The sequence below is a fragment of the Mumia flava genome, from assembly GCF_002797495.1.
Taxonomy (GTDB): Bacteria; Actinomycetota; Actinomycetes; order Propionibacteriales; family Nocardioidaceae; genus Mumia; species Mumia flava.
Window position 1 is genome coordinate 163,615 of the sequence record NZ_PGEZ01000002.1, and the last position, 14,023, is coordinate 177,637.

Genomic DNA, 14,023 nt, shown 5'->3' on the forward strand with positions numbered 1-14,023 from the left:
CCCCGAGACGCCCGCCCGACGGGCCGAGTCAGCGCGAGCGGGTCGCCACCAGCACCCCGATCTTGTCGATCCGGTGCTCAGGGTTGCCGAACCGGTCCGACCACAGGTTGCCCGCCGCTCGGTCCTCCGGGGTCGCGCAGGTCGACAGCGTGATGAAAGCGCGCCGCGGCTCGGCGCCGGGCCTGCCGGGCACGGCTGCACGCTGCGCGGCCAGGGACGCCGGTGAACGGAACGACGTCGACCGCGTCCGCACGATCTCGTACGTCCACCGGGTGCCGCCGGCGCGGACGTGCACGCGGTCCCCCCGCCGGAGCTCGGGAAGATCGAGGAACGCCTGGCTGGACGACAGGCGGTGGGCGGTCACCTGGTAGTTCCCCAGGCCACCGGGCCCGGCTCCGCCGCGCGGACCGTGCGGGCTCGCGGCGTCGCCGCCGTCCTGGATCCGCGTCCCGGCGGCGTCGTCGGTCCGACCGCGGTAGGCGATCACCGCCAGCCCGCTGACGCCGATGGCAGGGATCGAGACGCGCGCGTCGCGCGGCGGTCGCCGCACCGCCACCGGCTCGGTCGCCACCGGCTCGGTCGCGGCCCCCTCCTCGGGCTCCTCGCTGGGCTGCGGGGTGGAACCCACGGCCGGCGGAGCGCCGGTGGCCGGCGTCCTCCGAGGAGCCGGCGGCTCGGAGCCGGCGTGCGGCGAGCCGGTCCCGGCCTCGCGGGGAGCAACCGACTCGGTCTCGGCGCGCGTCAGACCGGCGCAGCCGGAGAGTGCGAGCACCAGCGCGGCTGCTGCGACGGCGCCTCTGCCGACCTTCAGCATGCTCCGACTGTAGGTCGGACGAGCGGAGCAGCCCAGCAGCCGCGTCAGCACAGCGTCAGCGCCGGGCCGGCACAGCGTCAGCGCCGGGCCGGCACCGCGTCAGCGCCGGGCCGGCACCGCGTCAGCGCGGGCCGAGCACCTCGTCCATCACGCGCAGGACGTTGCCTCCCATCACCGCGGCGATCTCGGCCTCCGTGTAGCCGCGGTCGGCGAGCTCCTGGGTGACGACCGCGATCTGCGACGCGTCCCAGCGCGTGGTCACCGAACCGTCGAAGTCGCTCCCGAGCCCGACGTGCTCGATCCCCACGAGGTCGCGGACGTGCGTGATCGCGTCGACGACGGCCTCGGCGCTCGTGTCGCAGATCGCGCCGTCCCAGTAGCCGATCCCGACCACGCCGCCGGTCGCGGCGATCCCGCGGATCTCGGCGTCACCGAGGTTGCGGTTCACGTCGCAGGTGGCCTGGACCCCGCCGTGGCTCGAGACCACCGGCGCCGTCGCCGACGCGAGGATCTCGGCGACCGCCGTGTGGCTGGAGTGGGCGACGTCGACGATCATCCCGAGCCGCTCCATCTCCGCGAGCACGTCGCGGCCGAGGTCGGTCAGGCCGCCCTTGTCCTCGCCGTGCATGGACCCGCCGACCTCGTTGTCGAAGAAGTGCGTGAAGCCGGCCATCCGGTATCCCGCCTCGTACAGCGTCTCCAGGTTGCCGAGGTCGCCCTCGAGCGGCTGGAGGCCCTCGAGCGCCAGCATCCCGCCCGTGACGTCGTCCCCGGAGGCGCGGGCGTCCAGCAGCTCGGTCAGGTCCGTGGCCGAGCGGACCACGCGCAGCCGCCCCTCCGACCGCTCGGCCGCGTCGTCGAGCTTGTCGGCGTGGTACAGGGCACGCTCCAGCAGCGACGTCCACGTCCGCGGCGGCTGCAGCTGGACGACCGTGAGAAGGGTGATGTTGTCGGTGTCGGCGCTGTTGGAGTCGTAGTTCTGGTCCTTCGGGGACTTCGTCACCGACGAGAACACCTGGAGGGCGACGTTGCCGTCGTTGAGCCGGGGAAGGTCGACGTGCCCACGGTCGGAGCGGTCGAGCAGGTCGCGGTCCCACAGCAGCGTGTCGGAGTGCATGTCCACGACCGACAGCGAGTCGTGCAGCGCCTGCGTCTCGTCGCTCACCTCGGGGACAGGCCCCGGGGTGACCTCGTTCATGCTGCGCTCCACGATGCCGGGGGCGAGCGCGAAGAACGCGATGGTCGCGACGACGAGAAGCCCGAGGATCACGAGGGCGGCGCGCCTCAGGATGCGACGCGAGCGGCGCGAGCGGGGCGGGGCGGGCGTGGACGACAACGAACTACCTCCTGGTCGACCGCCCAACAGTAGCCTGCGTCAATCTGAGGAAGGCGCCCAGATCGAGCATCGCCTCCGGGGAGGCCGGGAGGTAGGCCGTGAGGTTCGGCGACCGGACGACGACGGCACGCCACTGCGCACGGGAGATTGCGACGTTGATCCGGTGGCGGTCCATCAGGAACGCCGCTCCCCGCGGGACGTCGCCTGCGGTGGACGCCGTCATCGACACGATCACCACGGCTGCCTCCAGGCCCTGGAACCGGTCGACCGTGCCGACGCGCACCGACCCCAGCCCTGCGGCGGCCAACGTCCTGCGGAGGAGGTTGACCTGGGCGTTGTACGGGGCGACCACGAGCACGTCGCCCGTGTCCAGCGGACGGGGATCGTCCTCAGGTCCCGCGACCCACTCCCGGCCGAGCAGGCGCTCGACCTGAGCGACGATCGCCGCCGCCTCCTCCAGCGACGCGACCCGGTTGCCGGAGTGGGGAACCTGCACCGTGACGATGCCGGGCTCGACGCCGTCGAGCCGCCGGGCAAGGGTCTGCTCGGCGGCGTGGAGGCGGCCGGCGTACGCGAGCTCCGAGATGCCGTCGCAGACCCGCGGATGCAGGCGGTAGGACGTGGACAGCAGATAGCCGAGGTGCTCCGGCAGCGTGGCGGCACCGTCCATCACCCAGGACAACGCCGAGGAGTCCACCGGCTCGGCGTGGGTCCCCTGGCTGACCTGTGGGAGCTGGCGTGGGTCCCCGATCAGGAGCAGGCGGGTCGTGGCGACCGCGACGCCGATCGTCGGGGCGAGAGCGAACTGGCCGGCCTCCTCCACGACGACGAGATCGAGGCACGCGCGCGCGACACGGGTCTCGTTCGTCAAGGTCCAGGCGGTCGCGCCGAGGACCGCGCCGTCGTGCTCGGCGAGGAAGTCGGCCACCGCGCCGCCCGTGGTGGGAAGGGTGCGCCACGGCCGCTCCTCGGGCCCGGGGCGATCGGGCCCGGGGCGATCGGGCCCGGGGCGCTGCTCGGCCTTGCCGATCAGCTGCGGATCGAGCCCGGCCGAGCAGAGCGCGGCCAGGACGTTGTCGATCGCGGCGTGGGACTGGGCCACCACGCCCACCTGCCACCCGTCCTCCTCGACCAGGCGCTTGATCACGCGCGCGGCGGTATAGGTCTTGCCCGTCCCGGGCGGGCCCTGGACCGGGAGGTAGGAGTGGTCGAGCCTGCGCAGCGCGGACACGAGGTCGGCGACCGTGTCACCGGTGGCGGGCAACGCGCCGGACCCGCTGAGCCGCGGAGGCCGCCGTGAGAGCAGGTCGAGCGCCGGACCGGCACCGATGGCGCCGGCCTCCACCGCCGCCGACGCACTCGCGCGGATGGCACGGTCGATGCTCTCGGCTCGGGGCGGCGGGGCAGGCGTGAGCGCTGCCGGCAGCACGTCCGCGGGCGCCGCGGCCGACGCCGCACGCTCGACCACCCGGACCGTGTCCGGCGGCGTCGCACCGCCCTGCTGCGCGAGGGCGGGATCCTGCTCCGCACCGACCGTGAGGCGGTCGAGGCCGCTGCTCCAGGCACGGATCCCGTCGGTCGAACGGTGCGTGCCCTCCGGCGCCGGCTCGTCGTACAGCAGGTAGGCCTCCGACGTGTCGGCGACGGTGCTGCCGGGACCCCACGCGCCGCGGAGCCGGACGGTCCGCCTCGGCGTCCGCTGCCGGCCGACCGTGGCCCACGGCTCCTCGACGACGCCGTCGTCGACCACGAAGACGTCGCGGGTCCCGGCCCACTCGTCCAGCGGCGCGCGCAGCCGGTCGAAGTGCGACCACCAGAACGGAAGCGCCTCACGGCGGTAGTAGCCCACCGCTGCTGCGAGCATCGCCCACGTCTGCTCGTCCGCCGTGCGCCTGGTCCGGTCGGGCGGGCCCGAGCGCGCCGCCAGGGCCTCCAGGAGCGGCTGGTCCGGGTCCGCGTCCGCGTCGTGCTCGGGCGACTCGCTCCCGACGACGCCGTCGGTCCCCGCGGCTCCCCTCGCTCCGGTGCTGCCCACGACGACCCCCGCCTCCGCGGCACGCCCGAGCAGCCAGTCGCGCAGCCGCAGCGTCGACAGACAGTCGTACCGGTTGTAGTCGGCGAGCTCGCGCAGCGCGCGATCGGCCTCCGCGTGCCGTCCGGCGTCGCGGAGCGCCCGGAACCGGTGGTACTCGACGATCGACTGGTCTCCGGCCGTCACGTCGCTCTCACGGAGCTCGTCGGCGTGCATGTACAAGGGCTCGAGCTTCTTGATCGAGTAGGACGGCTGGGACACCCGCACCGACCCCCGCACCACCTGGTAGAGGTCGACGAAGACGCCGTCGCGCAGCAGGGAGTCGAGCTCGGCCTCGCGGCTCCCGAAACGGGCCGCCATGCGCTTCAGAGCCGCCGTCTCGTACGGCGCGTAGTGGTAGACGTGCAGACCCGGGTGCGCACGCCGCCGCTGCACGAGGTCGTCCACGAACTGCTCGAACGCCTGCCGCTCCTCGGCGCGGGAGTGCGCCCACGTCGGGGTGAAACGACCGTGCCGAGCCCCCGGCGCAGGCGCCTCCATCGAACCCCAGAGGTACTCGAGACCCCACTCCGTGAGATCCGACTCGACGTAGAGGGGGTCGCCCTCGAAGTCGAAGAACAGGTCGCCCGGCGACGGCGACGGCAGGGTCACGAGGTGGTCCGTGCCGACCAGCTCGTAGCGGACCTGGGGACGACCGTCGGGTCCGGGGCCGGCGTCGGCCTGGGCCGCCTGGAGCCGAGCCTGCGCCCGCAGCGACTCGAAGGTCCGTGCGGGCATGCCGGCCGGCGCCGAGGAGGCCCCCGCGAGGTCGGCGATCGTCAGGATGTCGGCATCACGCAGCCGCCGCCGCTGGTCGACCCGCAGCCCGGCGACGCCGAGCAGGTCGTCGCGCGCGGACAGGGCCGCAGCGCACGCGTCACAGCGGCCGCAGGCGACGAACCGCGGGTCGTCGACGTCGACGACGCCCCCCTCCGCGTCGTGGCGGCTCAGGATCGTCCGGAGCCGGTCGCGCCGCTCGACGAAGACCGGCATCAGCTCGGCGGCGGCGAACGACTCGCGACGGCCGTCGCCCAGGAGCAGCGTCGCCTCCGGTGCGACCTTCAGTCCGGCCTGCGCCAGCTGGTCGGCGTACGCAGCGAGCTGGAGCAGCGCCTTCGTCCGCACCTGCCGGGCCAGCTTGGCGTCGCAGACCGCCCAGCCCTGGTCGGTCCGCTCGAGGAAGTCGGCGTAGCCGTGGAACTCGCCGTCGAAGAACCCGGCCTGGCAGATCACGTCCGCGTCCGACGCGAGCACCTCGAGGGTGTGTTCGTGCAAGGCTCGCAGCGCGTCCGGGTCACCGGTGCCGACCCGCTCGACGCGCCGCAGCCGATCGCCGTGCAGCACGCTCAGGCGCTCCAGCTCTCGGCGCTCGTGCTCGTCGCCCAGCCACGCGACGTGCGTGAGCATCGGGTCGTCGGGCACGTCCAACCGCTCGGATCGTCCGCGGAGCACGTCGAGGCGCCGGAGCACGGCGTACTCGCACTCGGCCGCCGCGGTCAGGTCCGAGGCGCTCCAGCAGACACGACCCTCGAGCACGAACACGACCCGCTCCTCCCGCCGACGACCGGCACGCCGACGACGTTAGGGCATGCCACCGACACTAGCCCGGTGGCGGCCCCGCGGCGGCCGACGCGGCCAGGGCCGACACCTCGCGCTCCAGCACCAGCGCCTGGTGATGGCCGCCGAGCGCCCCCAGTGCTGCGGCGAGCGGTCCGTCCTGGGTGTACGTGGCCGTGAGCACCGAGCCGCTCCCGTCGGCCGCCACGACGTACTCGACGACCGTCCGCGCACCGAGGACGCGGGCCTCCCACCTGAGCAGCCGACCTGGGTCGAGCGCGGTGACGGTCCAGGTCATCGCGCGGGTGCTCGGTCGGCGCAGGCGGTAGCGAGCACCGACCGTCGGCCTGTCCTCGTCGCGCGCGACGAGCACGTCGACCGTGTCGGTGCGCTCCGGCCACGTCGTCGGCGCCGCGACGACCGCCCAGACCGCCTCCGCGGCGGCCGGCGTCTCGGCCCGTGCCTGCGCGTGCACCGTGCTCCTCACACCGGCAGGAGCCGGCCCACGAGCCCCGACAGCTGCTCGATCGTCCGGCACTCGTGCATCTCGACCACGCGGGCGTACTCCGGTGCCGCCGAGTCGCCGAGCCCCCACCGGCTCGCGTGCTCCGGGTTCAGCCAGAACGACCGCCGCGCGCGGGCGGCGATCGTCCCCAGCGCCGGCAGGCCGGGATCGCCGTAGTTGTTCCGGGCGTCCCCGAGCACGATCACGCTCGTCCGGGGGCCGATCACCGACGCGTACGACGACACGAAGGACGCGAACGCACGCCCGTAGTCCGACGACGGGTGCCACGGCGCGACGTTCGCGTGGGCCAGGATCCGCGCGGCGAGGGCGGCCGGATCCGTCCCCCCGGCGGTGATCAGCTCGGTCACCTCGTCGGTGTGGTTCACGAACGCGAAGACCCGGACCTTGCTGAACTGGTCGCGCAGCGCCTGGACCAGCAGCATCGTGAAGCCGGCGAATCCGGCCACCGATCCCGACACGTCGCAGAGCAGGACCAGCTCCGGCCGCGCCTTGTGCCGGTGCTCGAAGGCGGGGCGCAGCGGAACTCCCCCGGTCGTCAGCGAGCGCCTCAAGGTGCGACGGACGTCGATCTGGCCGCGGTTCGCGTGGCGGCGTCGGGCGGAGAGACGGGTCGCGAGCCGGCGCGCGAGCGGCTGCACCCGCCTGCGCATCTCCAGCAGCTGCGCGCGGTCAGCCGAGAGGAACTCGACCGCCTCCGCGTCCGGCCGCACCGCGTAGCGTGCGACGCGCTCGCGGCCACGGCCCTCGGCCGTGCGGCGGTTCGCCTCGGTCTGGACCAGCGCACGGAACGCCTCCACGTCGCGCCGGACCTCCTCGCGGTCGAGCCGGGCGAGGAAGCCCGGGCTGCTCGCCCGCGCGGCCTGCGCGGCCGCGATCGTGGTCTGCGGTCGGAGCATCTCCAGGGTCTGGCGAGCGGAGTAGCCGGGAGCGGTGCCGCCCGGGCCGCTGCCGGGCACGGCCCCCAGGCCGTCCACGGCTGCCGCCGCGACCGCGTCCATCGCGCCGCGGCTCCCGCTCGCGAGCGCCTCGACCAACGCCTCACGGAGCCGACGCACGACGTCCTGCGGTGAGTCTCCGTCACCGGACGGTCTCCGGTCCCCGTCGTCCGCTCGACGGTCGCCGGAGCGGCCGACGTCGGAGGAGGTACGGACGGCCTCGCGCGCCCCGACTCCGAGCGGGAAGTACACGTCGAAGACGGAGTCGAAGACCCGACGCTGGCCGGACCGTCGCAGCAGGGCGGCCGCGAGCCCCTCGCGGAGCAGAGCGCGGTCCGCGAGCCCGAGCACCTCACCGGCCCGTGCCGCGTCGACGGTCTCGCTCGTGCCGACGACGAGCCCGTGCCCGCGCAGCGCCTCGACCATCGCGACGACCCGGGCGGTGGGCGTCGCCACCGTCGGCGCGACCGCGTCCTCGGCCGGCTCGCGCGGGCTCACGACCGCTCGGCCCCGCTCAGCTCGAGGTGGGTGCGTGCCCGCGCGACGTCGTCGGTGTGCTTGAGGAGCACCCCGAGGGTCTCCTCGACCACGTGCTCGTCCAGCGTGTCCGCACCGAGGGCGAGGAGCGTACGGGCCCAGTCGATGGACTCCGAGACCGCCGGGGCCTTGCGCAGGTCGATGCGGCGCAGCGCGTTCACCACCCGGACGAGGGACCGTGCGGCCTCCTCGTCGAGCCCCGGGACGCGGGTCCGGACGATCCGCTCCTCGAGGTCGGGCTCGGGGAAGTCGATGTGCAGGAACAGGCACCGCCGCCGCAGCGCCTCGCTGAGCTCGCGCGTGGCGTTCGAGGTGAGCACGGTGAAGGGCGGGTGGTGCGCCTCCAGCGTGCCCAGCTCGGGGACCGTGATCGCGTAGTCGCTGAGCACCTCCAGCAGCAGCCCCTCGATCTCCTGGTCGGCCTTGTCGACCTCGTCGATCAGCAGCGTCGTCGGCGCGTCCGAGCGGATCGCGCGCAGCAGGGGCCGGGCCAGCAGGAACTCGTCGGTGAAGATGTCGTCGCGGGTCTCGTCCCAGGTCTCGCCGCGGCCCGCCGTGATCCGCAGCAGCTGCTTCGCGTGGTTCCACTCGTACAGCGCACGCGCCTCGTCCACGCCTTCGTAGCACTGGAGCCGGACGAGCTCGGTGCGCGTGACCGCGGCGACGGCGCGTGCGAGCTCGGTCTTGCCCACGCCGGCGGGGCCCTCGACGAGCAGCGGCTTGTCCAGCCGGTCGGCGAGGTAGACGGTGGTGGCGACCGACGGCGACGCGAGATACCCGACCTCCGAGAGGCGGGCGGTGACGTCGTCGACCGAACTGAAGCGCTCGCTCATCGCCCCAGTATGGCCGACGGCATTCCGCCGACTGCCGCGATCCCCAGCACCGACCGAGGCTCGTAGCCGACCCGCCACAGTCCGCCGTGCGCGGCGGTGTCGCTGAACAGCTCCTCGGGGTGCGCGCGGGTGACCGCGTCCCGGTGCAGGTCGTGGACGAGCAGGGCGGCCATGAGCGTCCGGGAGGTGTCCGGTGCGAAGATCTCCACCCCGAAGCGCGGCGCCCCGGCGTACGCGGCCGCGAGGAGGCGGTTCTTCGTGACCGAGCGGGTCAGCGTCGCGGGCGCGACGTTGAACGAGACCCGCCGTCCCTGAGCCTCCGACGCGACACCACGCCAGCGCTGGAGCCGCTTGGCCATCGCGTAGCTCGGACCCTGCTGCGGGACGAGCACGTCCGCGACCGCGTCGGCGTCCTCGGGATAGTGCGGAGCGAACAGCGCGCCCCGGCTCGCCGCGCGCAACGGCGCCTGCAGGTGACGGACGAGGCCGCGCGACGCCCACGCGCGGCGGCTGTGGGCCACCACGTCCGTTCCGACGAGGAATGCGTCGGTCGGTGTCGCGAGGTAGGCCAGCGCGGTGGCGGGGTCGTCGTCGAGCAGCGCGGTGGCGATCAGGTCGAAGGCCGCAGTGACCTGGACGTGGGCACCTCCGTCCGCGTAGGCGTACATCCCCAGGACCGTCGGCAGACCCTCGGACGAGCGCCGCAGCCACTCCAGCAGTGCGGCGGTATGGCGGACCAGGTCGGCGCCGGCCACACCGTTCGGTGCGAGCGGGTAGCGGGTGGTGCCGGCACCCTCCCGGGCCAGCCGGTGCAACCGCTCGGAGACCGCCGGCACGGGGACGTCGACCGCCAGCACGTCGGCACCCCACGCGGTCAGCGGGCCGAGGGGACTCATCTCTGCGCCGGCGCCGAGCAGAGCCAGGCGTCGGCCCGGCACCGCCAGCCACTCCGGGTGCTCGACCACGGCTTCGATGGCGTCACGGAACCCGGGCTCCGCCAGGCCGCTGTCGACCCACCGGTCGACCTGCACGAGCAGCGTGTCGCCGGCCAGCTCGCGGCCGCGGTAGGGGACGCGCAGCTCGGGCACCGCGCGGGCGGCGCCGTCGACGGTCTCGGTGTGCAGGACCGGAGGGGATCCCAGCCCGGCGTCGGCGATCGGGACGTCGCCCTGCGGCCCGGCCAGCACCATCTGCGAACGCATCGACTCCAGGCCGGCGCGCGCGATCGCGACCGCGTGGCCGGCCGGCCCGGCGGAGGCCGCCGTCGCCCGGTGCACGAGGTCCACGTAGTCCTTGCGCCACGACGAGCAGCGCGTGATCTCGGCGGCCAGCGCCGGATCGACGACCGCGACGGCGTCGGCCAGCACCGAGCGCGTCACCGGAGTCGAGCCGCGTCGGCCGTCGACCTCGGGGAACGTCACCTCGGTCTCGGTCGTCGCGGAGGCGTTCATCGGGTCCTCGGGCTGGGCGTCGGGGGCGTCCACGCGGCCCAGGATGCCAAACGAGGTGTGCTCGCGGACCACCCGTAGGACCAAACGCGAGGGTCACCTCACGTGACTCTGCCAGTGACGCACCGATCGCGGGTCGGGACTCGACGGGTCGTCAGAGCAGCGAGGAGAACGCGTGGATCGTGACGCCGGCGAGCGCCCCGACGACGGTGCCGTTGATCCGGATGAACTGGAGGTCGCGCCCGACGTGCAGCTCGATCCGCCGCGACGCCTCCCGGCCGTCCCAGCGGTTGACGGTCTCGGAGATCACCGTCGCGATCTCCGAGCCGTAGTTGCTCACCACGAAGGCGGCGGTGTCGCCGAGCAGACCGTCCAGACGCCGTTGAGCCGCAGGCTCGTCGGCGATCCGCCGCGCGGAGTCCTGCACGATCTCGATCACCCGGGTCCGCAGCATCCCCTCCGCGTCCTCGAGCGACTCCAGCAGCGCCAGCCGCAGACCGCTCCACAGAGCGACCGCGACGTCGACCACCCGCGGCTGGTCCAGGACACGCGTCTTCAGCGCCTCGGCGCGCGCACGGGTGGCCGGGTCGTGCTGGAGGTCCTCCGCCAGCGCCGCCAGGAACTCGTCGAGCGACGCGCGGACGCGGTGCTCGGGGTCCGAGCGCACGTCGGCCACCCAGTCCAGCGCCTCCTTGTAGAGGCGACCGGAGATCTTGTCGTCGACCCACTGCGGCGTCCACCACGGAGCACGGTCCACGACGATCTGCTCGACCGTGCCCTGGTTCTCCAGCAGCCAGCGGTGCAGCTCGTCCAGCCCGATGTCGACCAGGCCGTGGTGCGCGCCGTCGGCGACCACCTGCGCCAGCGCCTGGCCGGCCGCCGGGCTGAGCTCCTCGGCCTGCAGCCGCGGGACGATCACCTCGCGCACGACGGCAGCCACGTCGTCGTCGCCGATCCGCGCGAGACCGTCGCGTGCGACCCGGGAGCCGATCTCCACGACCCGCTCGGCGTGCGCGGGCTCGGACAGCCACCGCGAGACCCGCAGGCTCACGCGGGCCGCGTCGACGCGTTCGCGCACGACGTCCTCGCGCAGGAAGTTCTCCGCGACGAACTCCTCGAGGGAGGCGCCGAGCGACTCCTTGCGCTTCGGGATCAGCGCGGTGTGCGGGATCGGCAGACCCAGCGGGTGCTTGAACAGCGCCGTCACCGCGAACCAGTCGGCCAGAGCCCCGATCATCGCCGCCTCCGCGCCGGCGTTGACGTAGCCGAGGAACCCCTCGTCGCCGTGGGTCAGGCCGTAGGTCACCGCCGCGAGGACCAGCAGGGAGGTCGCGACCGTCCGCATCCGCCGCAGGCCGCGCCGCCGCTCGGCGTCGGACCCCCCGAAGGATTCCGGGACGGTGAATCCGAGGGTCGCCGGCACATCGCTCACCCGGTGAACTGTAGCCGCGTCGGGCCCGTTCACGCGGTGACCGCCGCCACCCTGCGGCCGGGTGGTCCCCCGGGTCCTCCGACGCGGACCCACCCCGGCGCGTACCGCGTCAGCAGCGGCCCGGCGATCGCGAGGATCAGGACGTACGCCGCGACGAACGCGCCCAGCCGACCGTCGGACAACCCGACAAGGCCGACGATCACCAGCGAGAACTCCCCGTGCGCCACCAGAGCCGTCCCGGCCCTGACCCGACCGCGCCGTGCCGCGCCCTCGCGCCCGGCGGCGTACCACCCGCTCGCCACCTTCGTCACCACCGAGACGGCCGCGAGGGCGAGCGCGGGCCCGAGCAGCGGCACGAGGGACTCGGGCTCGACGAAGAACCCGACCGCGATGAAGAAGATCGCCGCGAACAGGTCCCGCAGCGGCGACAGGACCTCACGCGCTCGCTGCGCAGCCTCCCCGCTCAGCGCAAGGCCGACGAGGAAGGCACCGACGGCCGCGGACACGTGCACCGCCTCCGCGAGCGCGGCCACGACGAGCGTCACGCCGAGCACCCGCAGCAGCAGCGGCTCGTCGTCGGGGTGCGTGAGGACGCGGCCCAGCTGGTGGCCCCACCGGTTGGACAGCACCAGCGCCAGCACGACGGCGCCGACCGCCAGCACCACCCCGAGCACCGCCTGCGCCCAGTCGCCGCCGGCCGCGACGACTGCCAGCAATGGCAGGAATCCTGCCATCGCGAAGTCCTCCAGGACGAGCACCGACAGCACGGCGGGCGTCTCGCGGTTGCCCAGCCTGCGCAGGTCCGTCAGCAGCCTCGCGACGATCCCGGACGAGGAGATGTAGGTGACGCCGGCGAGCGCCAGCACGCCGGACGCGTCCAGCCCCAGCATCCAGCCGGCGAGCGCCCCGGGAGCGGCGTTCAGCACCAGGTCCACCCACGCGGACGGCAGGTGCCGCCGCAGGCTCGCGGAGAACTCCGAGATCGTGAACTCCAGGCCGAGCACGAGCAGCAGGAGCACCATCCCGATCGTCGCCCCGGTCTCGACGAACTCGGCAGCCTCCGGCAGCTCGGCCACCCCGCCCTCCCCCACGGCGAGGCCCGCGAGCAGGTAGAGCGGGACCGGCGAGAGGGCGAACCGGCGGGCGAGAGCGCCGAGGACGCTCAGCACGACCAGGACGACGCCCAGCTCGAGCAGGAACCCGACGGAGACGTGCACGCCGCTCAGCCCGCCACGAGACGCTCGACCGCCGCGATCCCGTCCGCCGTCCCGATCACCACGAGCACGTCGCCGGCGGCCAGGACGGTCTCCGGGCCGGGTGACGGGATCACCTCCTCGCCACGCACGATCGCCACGATCGAAGCACCCGTGAGCGTCCGGGCCCGGGTCTGGCCGAGCGGGCGGCCCCCGTACGGGCCCTCGGGGACCTCGACCTGCCCGGCCTGCAGACCCGGGACCTCGCGGGTCAGGTCCGCGAAGCGCTCGGCGATCCGCGGCGCACCGAGGATGCCGGCCAGCGCATCGGCCTCGTCCCGGCGCAGACGCAGCAGCGGACGTGGCTCGTCGGGGTCGTCGTCGGCCAGCATCAGCTCGAACTCGCCGTCACGCCGCGCCACCACACCGAGCAGTCCACCGTCCGCGACCGGGATCTCGTAGCGGAGCCCGACACCGGGGAGCAGCACCTCGTTCACGTCCATGCGTCCCATCATGGCGCCTAGACTCGCCCGCATGACGTCCCGCGCCGCCGTGCCGCCTCCGGACGCGCGGGAGCGGCGCCTGCTCGGCGTCGAGATCTGGATCGTCCTGCTGCTCTCCCTGCTCCAGTCCGGCGCGTACGCGCTGGTCTCCCTCGTCGCGAAGCTCACCCGCGGCCCGCTGGCGGACCAGACCGCGACCCTCAACGCCTCCCGCAGCGACCGCGCGTGGCTCGACCTCACGTACCAGCTGCTCGGGATCGGCTTCGCCCTCGTCCCCGTCCTCCTCGTCCTCTACCTGCTGGTGCGCTCGGGCGACTCCCCACGTGGGGTGCTCGGCCTCGGCCGTGGGAGCCGCTGGGGCGACGCGGGGTGGGGCATCGGCCTGGCCGCGCTGATCGGGCTCCCGGGTCTCGCGTTCTACTTCGCAGGTCGCGCGGTGGGGATCACCGCCACCATCGTCCCCAGCGCACTGGACGAGCACTGGTGGACGGTCCCGGTCCTGGTGCTGTCGGCCGTGGAGAACGCGGTGCTCGAGGAGGTGGTCGTGGTCGGCTACCTGATGTATCGGCTCACGCGCCTCGGCTGGGGTCCGTGGACCGTGCTCGCGACCAGCGCAGCGGTCCGCGCCTCGTACCACCTCTACCAGGGGATCGGGCCCGCGATCGGCAACGCGGTCATGGGTATCGTGTTCGGGTACTTCTACCAGCGGACCGGGCGCGTGGTCCCGCTGATCGTCGCGCACACGATCCTCGACGTCGTGGCGTTCGTCGGCTACGCGCTGCTCAAGGACCCGCTCGGCCTCCCGTGAGCCCGACCCGACCCGTACCGCAGCGAGACC

At 73.9% G+C, this 14,023-nt stretch carries 11 protein-coding genes; 1 reads left to right on the forward strand and 10 read right to left on the reverse strand.

Annotated elements, in window-relative coordinates; genetic code table 11:
* Positions 1-28 precede the first annotated feature (28 nt).
* The 10 genes from CLV56_RS14970 to CLV56_RS15015 form a co-directional block, all read right to left on the reverse strand.
* Complete coding sequence (locus tag CLV56_RS14970) at positions 29-814, reverse strand: sortase domain-containing protein (protein WP_100415213.1); 786 nt, start codon at positions 812-814, stop codon at positions 29-31.
* Between the two features lie 121 nt (positions 815-935).
* Positions 936-2,150 carry a dipeptidase gene (locus tag CLV56_RS14975; protein ID WP_245857957.1) on the reverse strand — a complete coding sequence of 405 codons (1,215 nt, stop codon included), beginning with the start codon at positions 2,148-2,150 and terminating at the stop codon, positions 936-938.
* Between the two features lie 4 nt (positions 2,151-2,154).
* Positions 2,155-5,763, reverse strand: coding sequence for a TM0106 family RecB-like putative nuclease (locus tag CLV56_RS14980; RefSeq protein ID WP_039362057.1), 3,609 nt, complete (start codon positions 5,761-5,763; stop codon positions 2,155-2,157).
* 58 nt (positions 5,764-5,821) lie between these two features.
* A complete protein-coding gene (locus tag CLV56_RS14985; RefSeq protein WP_157805182.1) occupies positions 5,822-6,253 on the reverse strand; it encodes an SRPBCC family protein in 432 nt (143 codons plus the stop codon).
* A gap of 8 nt (positions 6,254-6,261) precedes the next feature.
* Positions 6,262-7,737 (reverse strand): vWA domain-containing protein, encoded by a 1,476-nt coding sequence (locus CLV56_RS14990; RefSeq protein WP_245857958.1) that lies wholly within the window; start codon positions 7,735-7,737, stop codon positions 6,262-6,264.
* Positions 7,734-8,609 carry an AAA family ATPase gene (locus tag CLV56_RS14995; protein ID WP_039362061.1) on the reverse strand — a complete coding sequence of 292 codons (876 nt, stop codon included), beginning with the start codon at positions 8,607-8,609 and terminating at the stop codon, positions 7,734-7,736. The genes CLV56_RS14990 and CLV56_RS14995 overlap by 4 nt, the downstream gene beginning before the upstream one ends.
* The gene (locus tag CLV56_RS15000) at positions 8,606-10,093 is read right to left on the reverse strand and encodes a hypothetical protein (protein ID WP_211288159.1); all 1,488 of its coding nucleotides are present in this window, start codon (positions 10,091-10,093) and stop codon (positions 8,606-8,608) included. Before CLV56_RS15000 ends, CLV56_RS14995 begins: the two co-directional genes overlap by 4 nt.
* Before the next feature lie 118 nt (positions 10,094-10,211).
* On the reverse strand, positions 10,212-11,489 hold the full coding sequence (locus CLV56_RS15005; protein WP_039362064.1) for a DUF445 domain-containing protein: 1,278 nt from the start codon (positions 11,487-11,489) through the stop codon (positions 10,212-10,214).
* Between the two features lie 29 nt (positions 11,490-11,518).
* A complete protein-coding gene (locus tag CLV56_RS15010; RefSeq protein ID WP_100415215.1) occupies positions 11,519-12,706 on the reverse strand; it encodes a cation:proton antiporter in 1,188 nt (395 codons plus the stop codon).
* Positions 12,707-12,711: 5 nt separating this feature from the next.
* The gene (locus tag CLV56_RS15015; protein WP_039362067.1) at positions 12,712-13,185 is read right to left on the reverse strand and encodes a cation:proton antiporter regulatory subunit; all 474 of its coding nucleotides are present in this window, start codon (positions 13,183-13,185) and stop codon (positions 12,712-12,714) included.
* Between the two features lie 31 nt (positions 13,186-13,216).
* On the opposite strand from CLV56_RS15015, the gene CLV56_RS15020 reads away from it, so the two are divergent.
* Positions 13,217-13,993 (forward strand): CPBP family intramembrane glutamic endopeptidase, encoded by a 777-nt coding sequence (locus tag CLV56_RS15020; protein WP_100415216.1) that lies wholly within the window; start codon positions 13,217-13,219, stop codon positions 13,991-13,993.
* The last annotated feature ends 30 nt before the right edge of the window (positions 13,994-14,023 follow it).